12 protein-coding genes and 2 tRNA genes are annotated in these 19,681 nt (G+C 35.9%); 11 read left to right on the top strand and 3 right to left on the bottom strand.

Features of this window, described 5'->3' with window-relative positions:
• Positions 1-48 precede the first annotated feature (48 nt).
• The 7 genes from ACFIK8_RS05930 to gltX all read left to right on the top strand — a co-directional run bounded on the left by ACFIK8_RS05930 (position 49) and on the right by gltX (position 10,380).
• On the top strand, positions 49-2,313 hold the full coding sequence (locus ACFIK8_RS05930) for a ComEC/Rec2 family competence protein (RefSeq protein WP_375647401.1): 2,265 nt from the start codon (positions 49-51) through the stop codon (positions 2,311-2,313).
• Positions 2,314-2,782: 469 nt separating this feature from the next.
• Positions 2,783-3,487: a ribose-5-phosphate isomerase RpiA gene (gene rpiA, locus ACFIK8_RS05925; RefSeq protein ID WP_375636290.1), complete on the top strand. Its 705-nt coding sequence runs from the start codon at positions 2,783-2,785 to the stop codon at positions 3,485-3,487.
• Between the two features lie 111 nt (positions 3,488-3,598).
• Positions 3,599-4,168: a DUF2059 domain-containing protein gene (locus ACFIK8_RS05920; RefSeq protein ID WP_375636292.1), complete on the top strand. Its 570-nt coding sequence runs from the start codon at positions 3,599-3,601 to the stop codon at positions 4,166-4,168.
• Positions 4,169-4,372: 204 nt separating this feature from the next.
• Entirely contained in the window at positions 4,373-5,764 is a 1,392-nt protein-coding gene (gene gor, locus ACFIK8_RS05915; protein WP_375669029.1) for a glutathione-disulfide reductase, read from the top strand.
• Between the two features lie 68 nt (positions 5,765-5,832).
• Positions 5,833-7,212: a class II 3-deoxy-7-phosphoheptulonate synthase gene (locus ACFIK8_RS05910; RefSeq protein WP_375636296.1), complete on the top strand. Its 1,380-nt coding sequence runs from the start codon at positions 5,833-5,835 to the stop codon at positions 7,210-7,212.
• A gap of 122 nt (positions 7,213-7,334) precedes the next feature.
• Complete coding sequence (locus ACFIK8_RS05905) at positions 7,335-8,996, top strand: NAD+ synthase (protein ID WP_375636298.1); 1,662 nt, start codon at positions 7,335-7,337, stop codon at positions 8,994-8,996.
• A 10-nt stretch (positions 8,997-9,006) separates the two neighbouring features.
• Positions 9,007-10,380, top strand: coding sequence for a glutamate--tRNA ligase (gene gltX, locus ACFIK8_RS05900; protein WP_375636300.1), 1,374 nt, complete (start codon positions 9,007-9,009; stop codon positions 10,378-10,380).
• A 59-nt stretch (positions 10,381-10,439) separates the two neighbouring features.
• Here gltX and ACFIK8_RS05895 read toward each other — a convergent pair whose 3' ends face one another.
• Both ACFIK8_RS05895 and ACFIK8_RS05890 read right to left on the bottom strand, forming a co-directional pair.
• The gene (locus tag ACFIK8_RS05895) at positions 10,440-11,843 is read right to left on the bottom strand and encodes a DEAD/DEAH box helicase (protein WP_375636301.1); all 1,404 of its coding nucleotides are present in this window, start codon (positions 11,841-11,843) and stop codon (positions 10,440-10,442) included.
• Positions 11,844-11,989: 146 nt separating this feature from the next.
• Entirely contained in the window at positions 11,990-12,763 is a 774-nt protein-coding gene (locus ACFIK8_RS05890) for an NAD kinase (protein ID WP_012755068.1), read from the bottom strand.
• Positions 12,764-13,025: 262 nt separating this feature from the next.
• Here ACFIK8_RS05890 and ACFIK8_RS05885 point away from each other — a divergent pair.
• The 3 genes from ACFIK8_RS05885 (at position 13,026) to ACFIK8_RS05875 (ending at position 15,796) form a co-directional block, all read left to right on the top strand.
• Positions 13,026-13,102 (top strand) — tRNA-Arg (locus tag ACFIK8_RS05885).
• Positions 13,103-13,585: 483 nt separating this feature from the next.
• Positions 13,586-13,789: a YbfB/YjiJ family MFS transporter gene (locus ACFIK8_RS05880; RefSeq protein WP_375669028.1), complete on the top strand. Its 204-nt coding sequence runs from the start codon at positions 13,586-13,588 to the stop codon at positions 13,787-13,789.
• Between the two features lie 1,527 nt (positions 13,790-15,316).
• On the top strand, positions 15,317-15,796 hold the full coding sequence (locus ACFIK8_RS05875) for a DUF6990 domain-containing protein (RefSeq protein ID WP_375636303.1): 480 nt from the start codon (positions 15,317-15,319) through the stop codon (positions 15,794-15,796).
• A gap of 512 nt (positions 15,797-16,308) precedes the next feature.
• Here ACFIK8_RS05875 and ACFIK8_RS05870 read toward each other — a convergent pair.
• Positions 16,309-17,877, bottom strand: a complete 1,569-nt coding sequence (locus tag ACFIK8_RS05870) for a TerC family protein (RefSeq protein ID WP_034451627.1) — start codon at positions 17,875-17,877, stop codon at positions 16,309-16,311.
• Positions 17,878-18,314: 437 nt separating this feature from the next.
• On the opposite strand from ACFIK8_RS05870, the gene ACFIK8_RS05865 reads away from it, so the two are divergent.
• Positions 18,315-18,390, top strand: a tRNA-Lys gene (locus ACFIK8_RS05865).
• The last annotated feature ends 1,291 nt before the right edge of the window (positions 18,391-19,681 follow it).

The raw sequence follows: 19,681 nt of genomic DNA, 5'->3' as shown, positions 1-19,681 counted from the left end.
GGTGATGGGGTGTGCAATAGCCATATTGCGAGTTAAAGTGGGGGGCGGATGTTTTATCAAAGTAAAGTTAAAGAGGGTTTATCCGAAAAATCTGTTACAGAAAGAAAAAAGCCATGTCAAATAGGGCAGAGTATTTTTTCTAGATATGATGATGCAAAGAACGGCAGTTATAACCAACAAAAACTTTTTTTATTGACACTCTCAAAAGAAGTAATCATTCGTTTTCGCAAATGGCTAGAAGATTGTATCAATAAAGAAGTTTCTTTTGGTATCCTTTTTTCGCTGATTTTAATCTTTTTTGCTCTAGGAATCATTTTTTATTTTCATTTAGAGTGGGAGCCAAGTTGGGGACAATTGGGGGCGTTGGTCAGTATTTTTCTGGGAATATTCTATGTTGCACGTTTTTATCGAAAAATATGGATTCCCGTGGGATTTTTGTTTTGTATTATATTGGGTGTTTTGGCGGCAAAAATAGAAACGTGGCGTATTGCAACACCCATGTTAAGCAGTGACATCGTCACCACATTGACGGGAAGAATTGTTTCTATTGAGTTAGGCACCAAAGGGGGATTTCGTTTAGTTTTGGATGTTTTGAGTACAGAAAAGCCCATATTATGCCATAGTCTTCATCGTATTCGTTTATCGGCAAGATATTTGCCATCTGGCTTAGCAATTGGTGATGGACTATATGGGAAAGTTAAGATTCGTGCATTTTCTGGGCCAGTGCGTCCAGGAGGCTACGACTTTAGTTTTCATAATTATTTTAAAAGAATTGGGGCACAAGGCGTTTATTTAGGAAAACCAAGAAAAATATCGGTTTCGCAGCCTGATGGAATATTCGCTATCATTCTACAGAAAATTGAAAATTTACGCACGAAGATGACACAAAGAATCCGTATAGCCCTTGAAGGAGAAAAGGGGAGTGTTGCTGCTGCTCTTATAACAGGGCAGCGTGCTGGCATTTCAAATGAGACAAATGAAGCATTACGTACGGCTGGATTAGCCCATATTTTATCAATATCCGGTTTACATATGGCGTTGTTAAGCGGCATAGTTCTTTTGAGTATCCGTAGTTTTTTAGCATTTTTTCCAGTTTTTTCTTCCTATTATTCCAGTAAAAAATTTGCTGCTATCGTTGCGTTTATGATAACAGCTTTTTATTTGTTATTGTCGGGCTTAGCAATATCAGCGCAAAGAAGTTTTGTGATGATTGCTGTTATGTTGGTTGCTATATTGTGTAATCGCTCTGCTATAACAATGCGTAATTTTTCTATTGCAGGGTTGATAACTCTGGCGATGACACCCCATGAAATATTAGGTCCTAGCTTTCAAATGTCCTTTTCTGCGACTGCTGCTTTGATCGCTTTTTTTGATTGGTGGAGTGGAAGATCATTTTTTCGTAAAAGAAAAACAACACCCTCTTATGTTGGAGGAGGAGTGATAAATTTTGCTTTCTTATCGATGCTTTCAACATGTGCTTCTTCCCTTGTTGCAGGGAGTGCAAGTGGAATTTATGCTGCGTATCATTTTTCTAATACGGCATCTTTGAGCATTATCAGTAATGCTTTTGCTTTGCCTGTCATTTCAATTTTCGTCATTCCTTTTGGATTAATTGCAGTCCTCGCAATGTTAGGAGGATTCGAATGGCTCCCCCTTCAAATTATGGGGTTTGGTGTTGATCTTGTGATAAAGATTGCGCATGTTATCAAGGCTATTTCTCCTGGTTTGAATCCTGGTTTTATGCCGTTATCTGCGTTGGTTTTATTGAGTATAGGCTTGGTTGGACTGACTTTTTGCAAAACACTCATCCGGCTCTTTTTTAGTTTGTTTATTTTGGCTGGTATTTCTATTTGCGTAATGCATTCACCTGTACAACTGATTATAGCAGATAATATGCGTCTCGTGGGCGTTATCCATGATAAAAAATTATATATTGATCGTTACCATATTTCTAAGTTCACGACATCCATATGGAAAAAGTCATTTCGTGTGAATGAAACGATTAAACCAACAAAATATGGTCCTTCGTTGCACGGACAATTTATTTGTGATTATCATGTATGTACGTCATTATTAGAGAATGGATTAAAAGTGGTTGTTTTACAGAGAGAAATAGATCAATGTGTAGAGGCAGATATTCTCATTCATACATTTGTAATGCGTAATCCAACATGTTATAAGAAGGCAAAAATAATATTTACGCCTCAACAATTGTTATCACGAGGAAGCGTTATGATGACCAAAGGTGGAGATATTATTTGGTCTTCGCTAGGGTTTCATAGACCATGGAATATGCACAGACAGCATTCATAAAAAATATAATCTATCATATTTTGCTTCACATTTGGATAATGACAAAACAAAAAATAATAGAAGACTCTTCTGATAAAATTTTGCGGTATTTAAATTAGTAAGTTTATCAAAGTTATTGAAACGAGATAATAATCTACAGTTTTCTAGAAATAGATGATTTTTATATCTGATCATTTTAAATTTTTCAAAAAATTGATATGTGCATCCTATTGATAGCACAAGATAAATCAAAAATTCTTATTGAATGAGAAAAATGCTAATAAATTTTCTCAAAGAAATAAAAAAGATAATTGTTGATTATTCTATTTTATTCTTATCATATATTTCTATAACGAGTAACATCTCTTCAAGCAAAAGATGATGGTAAATTTAAATAGATTGCGTCAAGAGGTTATCTTTTATTATCATTATTATCGGTGGTAATAGGGGTGATAAATGCTGCTTATACGGATAAAAGGCAAAGTCATTCATGGATGTTCAGCAGTTAAAAAAAATGGCAGCTATTAAAGCGCTTGAATTTATTGAAGATGATATGCGGCTTGGTATTGGATCTGGTTCGACAGTCAATGAATTTATTCGTCTTCTTGGTGGGCGTGTTGCGGATGGTTTGCGAGTGACTGGTGTTGCTACTTCACGATATTCTGAACAACTCTGTCGTAAGTTTGGAGTGCCTGTTAGCACTTTAGAACAAATACCTGAACTGGATCTTGATATTGACGGAGCAGATGAAATTGGTCCTGAGATGATGCTCATTAAAGGTGGAGGGGGAGCATTGTTGTATGAAAAAATTGTAGCATCGGCATCTCGTGCAATGCTTGTCATTGCTGATGAAACAAAGGTGGTAAAACGACTTGGTGCTTTTGCACTACCAATTGAAGTTAATCCATTTGGTATCCATACAACATGCAGAGCCATCGAAAAAGTCGCTGAGGATTTAGGGCTTTCTGGAGAAATTGCATTGCGAATGAATGGAAAAAATCCTTTTGAAACAGATGGTGGCCATTTTATTCTTGATGCATTTTGGGGCTGCATTTTGCAACCAAAACCATTATCGGATGCACTTCTTGCCATTCCTGGTGTTGTTGAGCATGGACTTTTTTTGGGATTGGCTTCACGTGCAATTGTAGCTATGGCTGATGGTCAAACAAAAATTTTAGAATCTTTTGATTTTTAGAGAAGACAGTTTCATGACGATATGTTAGCACAATACAATAAATCAAAGAGTATTGAAATTTTGAATAAATAACGCATTTGAATTATAATTAATTATCGGGGTAATCATTAAATGAAAACAATATTTTCTTTTCAGCGTTTTGTCGTATATTTAGGTGTAGTTGCCGTTTTCGTTGTGAATATTGGAATGGCTTATGCACAAGGTGTGAGCGATCAGCATTTAGCTTCAGCTAGAAAGGCTATAAGTGCCATTCACGCAACGGATCAGTTTGATAGTTTTTTACCAAATGCGGTAGATGATCTTAAAACTGCACTGATGAGGGCTGATCCAAATTTGGCAGAGACTATTTCTGATATTGTTGATAAGCAGGCGCTTGCTTTAATTAAAAGGCGCTCTGATCTAGAAAAAGAGATTGCTCATGTATATGCAAAATATTTTACTCAAAAAGAGCTTGATGCAATAACGGCATTCTACAATTCTGATACCGGTAAAAAGTTTTTGACAGAGGTCCCCAATATCGCACGTGATTCTTATTCAGCATTTGATGCATGGCGTTCTGCGCTTATGCGGGATCTTGTAGAAAATGTGAAAAAAGAAATGTCTGAAACAGTTAATTTGAATAATTCTACTATGCCTACAAATATGCCTATAAAATCAGAATCTTCAGAAAATAAAAAATAGCTTGATTGATATCATGACAACCAATGGGCAATTTCTGATTTTTTAAATAGCGGCGGTTTTCCCGCCGTTTTTAATATTTTAATGAGAGTAGGTCTTTTTAGAATACGGCTTTATAAAAAATGCTTCTTCAAAAGAAAAAAAGACTTTCATTTGATAATAAATGATCTTAGCCTATTTTTGCAGATACATAAGAAGGAATAATTCGTGGGCTCTTTTGACTTTGATTTATTTGTTATTGGAAGTGGTTCTGGTGGAGTGCGTGCAGCACGGCTTGCTGGAGGACTTGGTAAGCGTGTTGCTATAGCAGAGGAATATCGGATAGGGGGCACTTGTGTTATTCGTGGCTGTGTTCCGAAAAAACTTTATGTTTATGCATCACAATATGTAAAAGAATTTAAGAAAAGTATTGGTTTTGGGTGGAAATATGCGGATCCAATTTTTAGTTGGGAAAAGTTGGTTGCAGCTAAAAATAAAGAAATATCAAGGTTAGAAGGGCTGTATCGTAAGGGATTAGAGAATAACAATGTGCATATTTATGAAAGTCGTGCTACTTTTGTAGATGATCACACATTAGAGCTTTCTGCCACGGGTGAGCGGGTAAGTGCAGGAAAAATTTTGATTGCAACAGGGGCAAAAGTTGCACCAAATACTTCCATAGAAGGCGGTGGATTTTGCCTCACTTCTAATGAGATTTTTGACCTTGATCAACTCCCAAAATCAATAGTCATTGTTGGTGGAGGGTATATTGGTGTTGAATTTGCTAATATTTTTCATGAATTAGGTGTAAAAACAACGCTGCTCCATCGTGGTGATTTAATCCTTCGTGGTTTTGATCATGATTTGCGGCAATTGCTCAGCGATGAAATGACTGAAAAAGGGATTTCTATTCTCTATGGCGCAACAATTTCTAAAGTGCAGGCTGCAGAAAATTGTTATGAAGTTATTTTATCAAATGGGCAAACGATTAGTGCCGATCAGATTATGTTGGCTACGGGGCGTGTACCAAATACAACGGGTTTAAGACTTGAGCGGGCAGGTGTTCAAGTGGATGAATTTGGTGCAGTTGTTGTTGATGAAAGAATGACAACGAATATACCCCATATTTGGGCTGTTGGTGATGTAACAGGTCATATTCAATTAACACCTATTGCGATTCATGATGCAATGTGTTTCGTGAAGACTGCGTTTGAGAATATTCCCACGACACCTGATTATGATTTAATTACGACGGCAGTTTTTTCTCAGCCAGAGATTGGAACAGTTGGTCTTTCAGAAGAAGATGCGGTACGTCGTTATAAGCGTCTTGAAATTTATCGTACAGTTTTTCGTCCTATGCGTAATGTTTTTTCTGATAGTTCAGAGAAAATGCTTATGAAACTCATTGTTGATGGTGAAAGCCGTATTGTTGTGGGCGCTCATATTTTAGGGGAAAACGCTGGTGAGATGGCACAGCTTATTGGGATAGCTCTCAAAGGAAAGCTGACGAAGGATATCTTTGATGAAACGATGGCAGTGCATCCAACGATGGCAGAAGAATTGGTAACGATGTATAAACCAAGTTATATATATGAAAATGGGAAGAAAATAGAAAGTTAAACAGCATATATTGCGGTAAAAAGCTTTTGATATGCCAATCTGTAAGATTAATCTTTAGAGAGAGTGTAATGATAAAAGAATGGGCACCTGACTCTTGGAGAACAAGGCCAATTAAACAAGTTCCGACTTATCCGGATAAGTCTATGTTAGAAGATGTTGAACGAAAACTGAGAAGTTATCCTCCTTTAGTTTTTGCCGGTGAAGCACGTGATTTAAAAAATGAATTAGCAGCTGTTGCAAAAGGACAAGCTTTTTTATTGCAAGGTGGTGATTGTGCCGAAAGCTTTGCAGAACATGAAGCTGATAATATCCGTGATTTTTTTCGTGTATTTTTGCAAATGGCAATTGTTTTAACCTTTGGTAGTTCTAAACCGGTTGTTAAAATTGGTCGTATTGCTGGTCAATTTGCAAAGCCCCGCTCTTCTGATATCGAAAGCAAAGAGGGAGTTGAATTTCCTGCTTATCGGGGGGATATTATTAATGGCATTGAGTTTGAAGCCGATTCTCGTATTCCAGATCCGCAACGGATGTCTATGGCTTACCGCCAATCTGCGGCAACACTTAATCTATTGCGTGCTTTTTCACAAGGTGGCTATGCTAATTTAGAAAATGTACACACATGGATGTTGAGTTTTGTTTCTAACAGTCCGCAGGGGGAACGTTATGAATTATTGGCAGAGCGTATTTCTGAAGCAATTGATTTTATGCGTTCTATAGGGATTACATCCAAAACACATTCTTCATTGCGTGAAACATCTTTTTATACCAGTCATGAAGCACTTTTGCTTGGTTATGAAGAGGCTTTGACTCGGATTGATTCAACTTCAGGAAATTGGTATGCAACATCCGGTCATATGTTATGGATTGGTGACCGTACACGTCAGATTGACCATGCTCACGTTGAATATTGTCGCGGCGTTAAAAATCCTATAGGATTAAAATGTGGTCCTTCCATTGAGTCTGATGAGCTTTTAAAATTAATTGATATTTTAAATCCAGAAAACGAGCTGGGGCGGCTTACTCTCATTACGCGTTTTGGGTATGATAAAGTTGAAAGTTATCTGCCTAAACTCATCCGTGCCGTTGAACGTGAGAAGCGTGCGGTTATATGGTCATGTGATCCAATGCATGGCAATACGATTACTGCCAATGGTTATAAGACGCGTCCCTTTGATTATGTTTTAAAAGAAGTAGAGAATTTTTTTGCAGTACATCGTGGAGAGGGAACTTATCCAGGAGGTATCCATATTGAGATGACAGGTCGTGATGTTACTGAATGTACAGGAGGGGCGCATGCTATTTCTGTAGACGATTTATCTGATCGTTATCATACGCAATGTGATCCACGGTTAAATGCAGATCAAGCGTTAGAATTGGCTTTTCTTGTTGCTGAACTCCTTAAAAAAAATCGTGTGACTGATTCGTTAGGAGTTGCTGCTGGTGGGTAGGAAAATTTTTCCTAATATACTTTTAGGTCATTATGGCAGAAGAGAATTTTTAAAAAGTGATATTTCCTGATGATGAAGAGTAAAGTTGTGGTTGCTAAACTGATGAAATGATACAAAGGCTTATGAAAAATGATTTTCGGGTATCAATTGCCCAATTAAATCCTATTGTTGGTGATATTGAGGGGAATTTTTCTTTAGCTGTCATGGCACATCAAAAGGCCAAAGAAGAGGGGGCTGATCTTGTTTTATTCACGGAACTTTTTATAAGCGCTTATCCGCCGGAAGATCTTGTTCTAAAACCTGCTTTTACAAAAACATGTGAAGAGACTGTTAAGAAATTAGCAAAGATAACCGTAGGCGGACCAGGAATTGTCATTGGTCTTCCATTAAGACGCAATGGCAATATTTACAACGGTGTCATGCTTCTTGATGAAGGGCGAGTCATTGCCGAAAGTTTGAAGTTTGATTTACCTAATTATGCTGAATTTGATGAAAAGCGTTTATTTTCTTCAGGCCCACGACCTGAGCCTCTTATCTATCGTGGGGTAGGACTAGGAATAGTGATTTGTGAAGATATTTGGAATGATTCTTCACTTTGTGCGGAGCTTGGTAATAAAGGAGCGGAAATTATTCTTGTCCTTAACGGATCTCCCTACTATCGTAATAAAACCTTAAAACGTATAGATGTTGTTCATACGCAAGCTCTACGATCTAGGGTACCAATTATTTATGCTAATCAAGTTGGAGGTCAAGATGAGCTCGTTTTTGATGGTGGGTCTTTTGCCTTGAATGGAGAAGGAAAAAAGATATTTCAAATGAAGCACTTTGATAGCCATATTGCTTTAAGCCATTGGCAAAAAATAACGACGGGATGGCACTGTATTTCAGGTCCTAATGAAAGTCTTCTCAATGGATTAGCGGCCGATTATCAAGCTTGTGTTTTAGGTTTGAGAGATTACGTTAATAAAAATCGCTTTAAGGATGTTATTCTTGGTCTTTCAGGAGGAATTGATTCAGCCCTGTGTGCGGCAATGGCGGTGGATGCTCTTGGCTCTGAGAGAGTTCGCACCATTATGATGCCTTATCACTATACTTCACAAGAATCGTTAAAAGATGCTAAAGAATGTGCACAACTTCTAGGATGTCATTATGAAATAATACCGATTGAGCAACCTGTTGAAGCTTTTTTAAAGACAATGGCGCCAGTTTTTCTAGGGTTACCCCCTGATATAACAGAAGAAAATCTTCAAAGTCGTATACGCGGTACACTTTTAATGGCTCTTTCAAATAAATTCGGTTCATTGGTGGTAACGACAGGCAATAAGTCGGAAATGGCTGTGGGATATGCGACACTGTATGGTGATATGAATGGCGGGTTTAATCCTCTTAAAGATATTTATAAAATGCAGGTTTATGCATTAGCTGAGTGGCGCAATAAAAATCACTTGCACAATTTGAGAGGACCAGAAGGGATTGTCATTCCATCCAATATTATAGAAAAAGCGCCTTCTGCAGAGCTGCGGGAAAATCAAAAAGATGAAGATTCTCTACCGCCTTATCCTATTCTAGATGATATCTTGCAATCTCTTGTAGAAAATGACATGAGTATTTGTGATATTATTAAACGTGGGTATTCACGGGAAACTGTTGAGAAAGTTGAACAGCTTCTTTATGGTGCCGAATATAAAAGACGACAATCTGCACTCGGTGTAAAAATCAGTTACAAGAGTTTCGGACGCGATCGTCGCTATCCCATAGTTAATCATTTTCGCGATAAAAATTGAGTATTATTTTATGGTTAAAGTTCGTTTTGCTCCCTCTCCAACAGGTTATATTCATATTGGCAATATCCGTATTGCGCTTTTCAATTGGCTTTATGCGCAAGCGCATAATGGAGCATTTATCTTGCGCTATGATGATACAGATGTTGAACGTTCTAAACAAGAATATATCGATGCTATTGCTGTTGACCTTGAATGGCTTGGTATTCAACCAGATGCAATTTATTACCAATCTAAGCGATTTAATCGATATGATGAAGTTGCGGAAATTCTCAAACAACGCGGGCTTCTTTATCCCTGTTATGAGACTGCAGAAGAATTAGAACGGCGTCGTAAAATCCAGCTTTCACGCAAATTGCCTCCTATTTATGACCGTGCAGCATTAAAATTGACAGCAGAAGAGAAAAAAAACTTTGAATCACAAGGTCGTAAACCCCATTGGCGTTTTCTTCTCCCTAATTTTGAAAATGATCCTCTACAAACAAAGCGAACAGCAGTTTGTTGGAATGATGCAGTAAAGGGAAAGCAGACGATTGATTTGGCTTCTCTTTCAGATCCTGTTCTCATTCGTGAAGATGGAAGCTATCTTTATACATTGCCGTCTGTTGTTGATGATGTAGATATGGCTATTACGCATATTATTCGTGGGGATGATCATATTACAAATACAGGCGCTCAAATTGCTCTTTTTAAAGCTCTTAATGCAGAATTACCGGTTTTTGGTCATATCAATTTATTGGCGACAGTTTTAGGAAAAGGACTTTCAAAACGTAACAATGATCTTTCTATTCGTTCTCTACGGGAAGAAGGATTTGAATCTATAGCTGTTCAATGCCTTGCCGTTTTGATTGGGACATCGCAAAATGTGCATCCCTATCCCAATCAAGCAGCGCTTTTAGAGCATTTTAATCTCCAAGATACGTCAAGATCCGTTGCAAAATTTGATATTGCTGATCTTCTTGCTTTGAATAGTCATCTTGTCCATGAGTTAAACTATGAGGAAGTAAAAATGCGCCTTAAAAAACTTTCTATTGAGGGAGATAAGGCGGAATATTTCTGGAACGCGATAAGAAGTAATATTAATAAAGTCAATGATGCTGTTTTGTGGTGGAAAATCATTCATGATGAACAGAATTTTGATACAGTGGCACTAGAGGATCGTGCTTTTGTGCGCCAATCACTCGATTTCTTACCTGAAGGTGCTTTGAATGAGGAAAGTTGGAAAATTTGGACAACAGAATTAAAAGAAAAAACAGGACGTAGTGGGAAAGCTTTGTTTATGCCATTACGTCAGGCACTTACTGGGATGGATCATGGACCTGAAATGGGAAAAATTTTGCCGCTCTTGGGACGTGAAAAGGTAGCAGAAAGACTCTCTAGGAAATAAGAGCGGCTTTTTTAAAAGCATTTCGTTCATTTTACTCTTAAAGAGAGTAAAGAACGGGTTTATTTACACGTTTTTATAAGCATGAAAGCAGGAATATCATCACCAAATCCAAGGGGCGTGTAATTCTTATTTTTTCGTGGGCGTTGTTGCTCAGATGGCTTCTCTTTATTATTTGCATTTTTGATATATTCTGTTTTATTCTCTTCTACAGATTTTTTAGTGTGAGCAACAGGCTCTTTTTGAGCAGTTTTCTTTGATGATTTTGAAGATTTTTTCTTTACAACAATATCTTCTGTTTGATCATCGGCTATTAAAGTTGAGAGATCTCCATTGAGCCATTCAATTTTTTCATTACTCATTTCCTCAATGGCATTGATATATTTTTGATCAGCTTTTGTGACAATTGTAAAAGCTTTTCCGCTACGATTTGCACGCCCTGTACGACCAATTCGATGGATATAGTCTTCAGCATGTGTAGGAACATCATAGTTAAATACATGACTTACAGCTGGGATATCAAGTCCACGGGCGGCAACATCAGATGCAACAAGAAGTGTGAGTTTATTGTCTTTAAAATCGGCCAATGTGCTCATGCGCGAGTATTGGTCCATATCTCCATGAAGTGCACCTACACTAAAATTATGCCTGACGAGAGATCTAAAAAGTTCAGAGATATCTCTTTTTCGATTACAGAAAATAATAGCGTTTTGAAGCTCAGCACCTTCATTATGAATAAGTTCTCGCAAAACAGCTCTTTTATCCCATGACTTACTTCCAGATTTGACGAGCCGTTGTGTAATTGTGGTTGCGGTTGAGGATGCTTTTGTAACTTCAACAGATACAGGAGAATGTAAAAATTGTTTCGTTAGTTTTGTAATTTCTGGCGCCATTGTTGCAGAAAAGAACAAAGTTTGACGCGTAAAAGGAGTTAGCTTACAGATGCGTTCAATATCAGGAATAAAGCCCATATCCAACATGCGATCCGCTTCATCAATAACAAGGATTTCAACGCCCATCAGGAGCAGTTTACCGCGCTCGCAATGATCAAGAAGGCGCCCTGGTGTTGCGATAAGAACATCAGCTCCCCGTTCAAGTTTGCGATCTTGGAGTTCAAAAGAAACTCCACCAATCAAAAGAGCAACATTTAAACGATGATTTATTCCGTATTTATCGAAATTTTCTTCAACTTGAGCTGCAATTTCCCGTGTTGGTTCTAAGATGAGCGTACGGGGCATTCGTGCTCTTGCACGACCTTTTTCAAGGAGAGTGAGCATAGGCAATACGAAAGAAGCGGTTTTACCTGTTCCCGTTTGGGCGATTCCTAAAACGTCTTTTCTTTGAAGGACATGCGGAATTGTTTCACTTTGAATAGGTGTTGGAGTTGTATATCCCGCTGATTTCACCGCATTAATAACCTTTGCGGAAAGACCTAAATCATCAAAACTGTTTAAAGATGGTATCATTTTTTTATCAATTGCTCTGTGATTTTAACTGCGCTATCTAAATGATGATTATAACCAATATTCTACACTCTTAAAAAGTGTTAAGATGTTTTCACAAAAAAACTAACTATAACAATCATATACATATAAAACGCATAATACAATCATTAATAGCGAAATTGTTCTGATAAAATGCGCTCATCCCATGAATGATTTGAGTCAAAAAGGATTGAAGCTGTTACTTCTGTTGCCATTGAAATAGTAACTGAATGAACAGATTTAACTTCAATATTATCTGCAGCAGCGTTGACAGGGCGTTTGTCAGGTTCAAGCATATCAAAGCGCACTATTACTGTATTGGGAAGCAAAGCTCCATGCCAACGCCGAGGGCGAAAAGGACTAACGGGAGTGAGTGCCATAAGGGGGGCCATAAGAGGTAAGATAGGTCCTTGTGCTGATAAATTATAGGCGGTCGATCCAGCTGGTGTAGCGACGAGAACACCATCACAACTTAATTGTTCCATGCGTACGTTGTTATCAATGGTGATGCGAATTTTTGCGGCTTGATAAGATTGCCGAAAGAGGGATACTTCATTAATTGCAAGCGCCTCGATAGAATCTTGACATTCAGATTTTGCAATCATGCGCAGGGGATGAATTTCTTTTTTATGTGCGACAGCAATACGATTGGGCAATTTTTTTTCATGAAATTCATTCATAAGAAATCCTACAGAACCTTGATTCATACCATAAATAGGTTTGCCTGTGTTCATGACGTCTCGTACGGTTTGTAACATTGTCCCATCACCACCGATTGCAACAACAATATCAGTTTCTTCCAGAGAAGAATGACCATAAACGGAAATTAATTTATGGGTAGCTTTGATAGCGTCCTCAGTTTCTGCGGAAATAAAATGAAAGCGACTTGGTAATGTAGTCATTAAAAAATTATCCTGATATTTATAATGTATGTTGTAACTTATTTTTGAGAGTTTTGAAGTTGTAACAAAAGCTCTTTTTATAATAAAAAGAGCATTGAATAAAGAGAAGTTATTTCAAGGTAAAGTATCATTGAAAAGTAAGAGGAGTGCGTTGTTAGATAAGTTACAAACAAGTAATTTTTTATTAAAATGATAATTTAGCATTGAAGCTAAGAGTATGATTGGTTAAAAGACCATAACTGATTTTAATAATCAGTTTGAAGCACCCGTAGCTCAGCTGGATAGAGCGCTGCCCTCCGAAGGCAGAGGTCACAGATTCGAATTCTGTCGGGTGCACCAAATTCTTCAACTTCATATCATCCTAAATAACAATATTACCTAAAAAGAAGCCAATTTCCTCTTTTATGAAAATGGTCATTTGATTTGTTTATTAAGTTTTATAGCGAATAAGCAAATGATTTTAAGAGAAGTAAAATTTACGGCTGCGTATATAATTTTTCGATTAGTCATTTTGAATATCGAGATAAAAAAGCAAGATTATCTAAATATGCTTTCAATTTAACTATAAACATATATAACATAAAAATACATTTAATTCAATATGTTATTGTATAATTGATCTGGCGATATTGATAGTAGATAGCTAAATATATTGTTTTGAGCATTAAAATAGATAGCTAAATTTGCTTTTATTCTATTTGGGAGCTAAAGGCTGTTATGGTGAAATGGAACGCGGATGAGGAATATCACCAGTTAAAGGAATAATAATAGGGATAAAAATAATCGTCAAGATTTGAATTATTTCAAAACGCTGTATTCGGTATGGTTATTATGGTTTTGAGAATGGGTATCGGGAAATTTCTCTATACACCAATATTGCCAGTTATATTGGATAAGGGATTGTTTACCTTTAATCAACTTTCTTATATAGCTAGCGCTAATTATGGTGGGGGAGTATGTTCTTTACGTTTGGCAAAATTGGGAATATATCTCTTGCTCCTCACATGCTATCTTGTGCAGCTATAGTAATGATTGCACTATTCATAGCAATGCCGAAGTTTATGATCATGCTGTTGTTAGTATGCCAAGGTTTATGGCAATGCCAAGATCTCTGGTTATTTCGTGATTAGAGGTAATGTATATGGCAATGCAAGAATAAAAAGACATAGCGATTTATATTCGGTTCCCATAAATTGTGAGGTTTATGAAAGCGATAACGTTATCAAGATTGATAAAAAGAATAAATGACATGCGTGGAGAGCGCCTTTTTGATGGTTATAAACGCATCATAAAAGAGAGAATTTAAAAAGGAAAGCCGTGCCAAGTGATATGACGCGGCTTTTAAATAGAGGTGCTACAGATCATACAAAAGAAATCAATAATGGATGCATATATACAAAACGTATCATATTGCAAGCGCTCTATTTTATTGATTAAAACTTATCAAAAGGAACATAAATGACAGGTATGATTTTTAATCACTCATTTGAATTACAGAACCTATAAACACTTTGTTTATGGTTATAAAACGTATTAAGAATAACGCCTTCATTTTTGAGGGGGCATTTGAAACAAAGCACATTATCAAAATGCCTCTTTTAAAACGTTTTTTGCTTGTTTGCTTGCGTTATATCATTAAAAGACTTTTGATTTCATAAGACATAACATTATCAATTTTATTATCTGTTGTGATGATACTATCTATATAATGCCAGCTTGTCATTTACTAACTTTTTTAGTAAGCCCCGCTTTAAAATCGACTTGTCTTTAAATCCTTTTATGTGTTCTTAATGAATTAAAATCTATCTTATGATAGCTTCAAATGATTATTTCTTTTAAGGTTTCGCTCAAAAAAAAGTAAAACCCATACTATTCTTTAAGCGTATGCAATTTATGTTATCGATAATTCCAAACGATTACGTTTTTAACAATGCGATTTGTGTGTGATAAAAACGTATCATAAAATTTATGAACTGTTATGAATGATAGCTGCTTTTTACTTCATTTGAATGTTTACATGCCTTATAACACTTGCATCATAATTTGCTTTTTATAGTCTATTCATACATGGCAATTGTTTATAAAAAATGGTCAATTGAATCACGTATAAAGTGTGAATTCTAAATGGAATTCATATAAAATAATTTCACACAAACTATTGACTTAGTTGTTTGTTTTTTATGATAAGATTCCATCTCGTTTAGACGTTGCAAAAGAAATCACCAAAGACCTTATTGATAAGATTCTTCTCTTATACGGCGTTATCAATTTTATTTGCAGAAAGCTGATTCGCTTTTGACTTTTGATATGGATACAACCTCTTTTGAGGTAGAGTAAAGAATTTTTTAACCATAGAGAGTGCAACAGCGCTCTTCAAAAATCTTGATTGGTCTGTTGAGGAAATTAAAGAGGTATATAATTACTCAGCACGTTATCAACTACCAGATCGTGAAGTACAAGTTCTTTATAATGACGCAATTATCAAAAGTTATCCGCAATTTGATGTTGGATTTTCGATTAGTACTGGTATTTTAGCTGCTGCCTGCATGGTAATTGATTCCTATCAATTCTCAGCACTTACAAGATCTAAAACTTGATTTTGATAAAAAGTGGTTGAGAGTTTGTGAAGAAGAAATATGTGCGGATTGGTTGGAATTAGAGCTTGATTATGTCTTGAAATGGGCGATGGAAAAAATTGATCTTCATAAATGCTTTTATTCCAGATATGGAGCACTACCTTGGCAAAAGAGTGAAGTTGAGGCACATAAGGTTATCAAGATAGATGATGCAGGTTATAGCTTACTTCATATTGGTGCACTGGCTTTATTGGGTGATGTTGCAACCTTACAATCTTATTATCAAAGTTTTAGTGCAGGGAATCATTTAGGCTTTGATGAAAATACCCAAAAGACTCATCTTGAACGTGCATTGGCTTTAGCCAAAGAAGTAGTGAAATCTAAGCAACTCAGCTACACTTTAATTGCAAAAGTAGCAAAAAATATGAGCCATCTGGAAGAAAAACAAAGTTCTTAATAAGAGCTTTCCAGAGAGGTGGAGCTTTATTCTTGGAAGGAAAAAATAGCTAATTTTATCGAAACAAAAGATAAGAAATATCAAAAAGATCTCAAAAGATTATAGGAGGCAGAGTCTAGTTTAACGCTGCCATCATCAATTGAGTGAACCCAACAATGGCGGAATTCTATCTATTGGCGGAAATCTGATGTTTGAAAGAGGGGTTCTTGATGTGAAGGTAATATTGTAATAAATAATTATTATAAATCAATATGTTGTATATATTCATTATTTTTGAGATTAATGACCATTGACAAATAATTTTGCATCATTTTCTCTCTTACAGCTTTTCGTAAATCATCAATGGAAATTTTTATAATGGAAAGTTTATTGATAACATAACCTTTGTATGTTCATTACTTTACGCTTAAAAAATATAGAAATAGTGAAATGCAATTAAGTCATCAACTTCTTATTCTTTTCAATTTTTAATCATAAAAAAATCTTTTTATTCATCTTGCTTATAAAAAGAATTAGCTTTTTTCTGGTAAGACAATTGGAGAAATAAGGATTTTAGATATGTTTCGGCGTTCCATTTCAATCACTTTAAAGTGTAAACCATCAGTTTCAAAACTTTCTCCCTCATTTGGTAAATGACCAAACTGCCAAAGCATAAAGCCTGCCAGAGTCGTATAACGATCTGCTTCATCCACAAGGTTACGTCCAAGATAACCACTTAAACGGCGGATATCAGCATATCCCTCAACAAGAAGACTGCCATTTTCAAGTCGTTCTGCGATCATGAGAGCTTCATCGTCATCAGGAAAGTCTCCTGCAATAGCTTCAAGAATATCAGTTGGTGTTGCAATTCCTTCAAAAGATCCATGCTCATCAACAATAATTGCAAGCTGAATCGAAGAATGACGTAATTGCTCCATCAATCGTAAAACACTTGTATTTTCATGAACAACGAGGGGTTCTCGCATAGCTTTTTTCCAATTAATCTTTTTCCCCTCAGCCAAATTCAAAAGAAGATCTTTTGTCAATGCAACGCCAACAAATTCATCTACTTTTTCACGCGCAAGAATTAAGCGGCTATGTTTAACCTTTTGTAATTCTTCACGCATTTCATTTTCATCAGCATTTAAATCTAACCACTCAATCTCATTACGCGGCGACATGATAGAGCGAACAGGGCGATCAGCTAAATCGAGAACACCACGAATCATCTCCTTTTCTTCTGGTCTAAACAACTCAGAAGCTGCGGCCTGTTCCGCAATAACATCTACAGTCTCAGCAAGGTGACTATCTTTACTTCCTCCTCCTAAGAGCCTCAAAACAGCATCAGCTGTTCTACTGCGTAGATCATTCGTTTTAATCATTTTTTCACGGTTACGACGTCCAATTTGATTAAAAGCTTCGATGAGAACAGAAAAACCAATAGCAGCATACAAATACCCTTTTGGAATATGAAAACCAAATCCTTCAACAATGAGAGTAAAACCAATCATCATCAAAAAACCAAGACAGAGGATTACAATAGTGGGATGACGATTAATAAAACGCATAAGAACACCAGATCCGCACATCATTACTCCCATAGCAGCTATGACTGCGATATACATAACTGTTGCCTGCTCTTTTGCAATCATACCTGTTGCGGTAATAATACTGTCTAGTGAAAAAACGGCATCCAGCACCACGATTTGAACAATTACTTGCCAAAAAACAGCATAAGCAACGCCTGTTTTTCTTTCATGTGATACCCCTTCTAACCTTTCATGTAATTCTAACGTTCCCTTTGCTAGCAAAAAGGCTCCACCACCGATTAAAATAAAGCTATGCCAACTAAATACAAAAGATGAAAGTGAAAGAATTACCCTATCGAGTCTCATAACCCATCCAATAACTGTAAGAAGGAAAAGCCGCATAATTAATGCTAAAGTAAGACCTAGAAAGCGTGCACGGTCACGCAAATGCAGTGGCAATTTTTCAGCTAAAATTGCAATAAAGATAAGGTTATCTATTCCTAAAACAATTTCGAGAAAAACCAGCGTGATCAAACCAAACCACGCATGGGGATCAGTGATCCATTCCATCATTCCTTACCTTTTAGAAGCTTAAAAGCGCGCGATTGACAAAAAAAATTCATAGGCTTTTATTCGTATATTGGATCATGAACATTGAATGTAAAAAAACTTATATTCAACGAAAAAAACAGCAAAATATTGCTTGAATGCATGTGATTATTGATAAAACAAAATGATGCCCCATCCCGCTTACAACCACAAGAAGGTTCCTCTAAATTTTGCTCGGGCATTATACTCGATAATCCTCCAACTATAGGTTCTGTATAACAATCAGAACATTTATTTAGAAAGTTCCTTATAATGGGTTTATTTTTATATAAGATCAAGTGGTGAATATCATATTTTTAATCTTACAGACAATGAGTCTATATAACAAACAACAAAATATCTGGACATCCATCCTTAGGAGCGTTATAGAAACGCTCATTCTCATCTTTTGAGAAGCTTATGGGTGATTAGCTCAGTCGGTAGAGCAGCTGACTCTTAATCAGCGGGTCGTGGGTTCGATCCCCTCATCACCCACCATTCGATTTTATACCGTAAACAACTTATTGATTGCGTAAATTTTTTTAAGGTACGAGTTGCTAAATAAAATTGGGGAGTAGGATTTCCCTATATGCATTTGTTTAAAAGTGAAGATTGTCGATATAGCTTAGTCATCGGGTGTTGTACTTTTAGGGGCTTAAAGAATTTCAAAGGACATTTAAAGATCTTTTAATGCGTATTGTTTTTTTAAATCGCAATTGGTAAGGAGAAGTTTCTTACCGACAATTGTGCTATTTAAAGGGGTATAAAAATCAACAGTTTTCACTTCTTTTAATATAAATTGACTAAATTTTTTTGGATTTTTAGCATATTGTTTAAAGATAGAAGAAACTTTACACTTTAGTTGTGTCAGCAGCGTGGATATTTTTTGATAACTCTCCCACTTAAACAAAAGATCTCTGTAATAATCATCAGTATTCCAAGAGGGTGAATCAAGATAAAACAAAGTAGTTAGCTGGACATAACAGGAATAAAATTAGATCAGTTTAATGGTTTAAAACTAATACCTGCTAAACGACAGAAAATAAGCTTTAATAGGGCTTTAAGTTTTAGAATATTAAACCGTGCGGTTACGTTATACTGTCTTTCCGTTAGCTTAACCGTTAAAAATATAAACATTAAGAAAGCTGCTCAGAATCATTATAATATATTGATTTATAATAATTAATTATTCTTTGTTTGAGAAAACTTTACTGCCATAAACTTCTTTTGTTTTAATCTCTCTTATAATGAATTAATTAAACTCATTTATTTGTGCATTATAAATGGGATTAACGTGTGGATAAAGACTATTAAAGAAAAGCATAAAAATGATTCTTATTAAAGTTCTTAAGCGTTAAAAGTTATCACAACATTGGAAAAATAGTATAATGGTGCAGGCTTGCTCTTTTATTAAGTATAAAGATGATGGTGCAACAATGGCTTTACTATTATCCATTTACGGGTGTTATTGTGTAATGGGGAAGAGCACTGAGAGAGGTTTCTTAAAAAAGGTATGTAAATTGGCAACACGATGGTGTTTTTTCTTTGAGAGGCTTGATTCTATTAAAGAACGTGACAAACAAAAGCGTGACACAATATGTATACACATTATTCCTATATTTTTGAGAGATGAAAATTTTGTAAAGTTTTTCCTTGTATTTTTATATGATCGTTTAGGAAAAATTCTTTTATTAAAAGGGTTCTTTAAGTATTCTTGATTTATATAATTTTTCTTTTTTAAATAATAAAATGAAGTTATTTTCAGATAGAGGTTTTTAAATTTGAGTAT

This window comes from Bartonella sp. MR168JLCBS (assembly GCF_042194175.1).
Note: the sequence above shows the minus strand (reverse complement) of the source record. Positions and strands in the feature narration are given on the sequence as shown.

Excerpts from the sequence above, each read along its gene's own strand:
- ACFIK8_RS05880 (WP_375669028.1), top strand. The coding sequence starts at position 13,586 with ATGGTTATTATGGTTTTGAGAATGGGTATCGGGAAATTTCTCTATACA.
- ACFIK8_RS05895 (WP_375636301.1), bottom strand. The coding sequence starts at position 11,843 with ATGATACCATCTTTAAACAGTTTTGATGATTTAGGTCTTTCCGCAAAG.
- ACFIK8_RS05905 (WP_375636298.1), top strand. The coding sequence starts at position 7,335 with ATGAAAAATGATTTTCGGGTATCAATTGCCCAATTAAATCCTATTGTT.
- ACFIK8_RS05890 (WP_012755068.1), bottom strand. The coding sequence starts at position 12,763 with ATGACTACATTACCAAGTCGCTTTCATTTTATTTCCGCAGAAACTGAG.
- ACFIK8_RS05920 (WP_375636292.1), top strand. The coding sequence starts at position 3,599 with ATGAAAACAATATTTTCTTTTCAGCGTTTTGTCGTATATTTAGGTGTA.
- rpiA (WP_375636290.1), top strand. The coding sequence starts at position 2,783 with ATGGATGTTCAGCAGTTAAAAAAAATGGCAGCTATTAAAGCGCTTGAA.
- gltX (WP_375636300.1), top strand. The coding sequence starts at position 9,007 with ATGGTTAAAGTTCGTTTTGCTCCCTCTCCAACAGGTTATATTCATATT.
- ACFIK8_RS05910 (WP_375636296.1), top strand. The coding sequence starts at position 5,833 with ATGATAAAAGAATGGGCACCTGACTCTTGGAGAACAAGGCCAATTAAA.
- ACFIK8_RS05870 (WP_034451627.1), bottom strand. The coding sequence starts at position 17,877 with ATGATGGAATGGATCACTGATCCCCATGCGTGGTTTGGTTTGATCACG.
- ACFIK8_RS05930 (WP_375647401.1), top strand. The coding sequence starts at position 49 with ATGTTTTATCAAAGTAAAGTTAAAGAGGGTTTATCCGAAAAATCTGTT.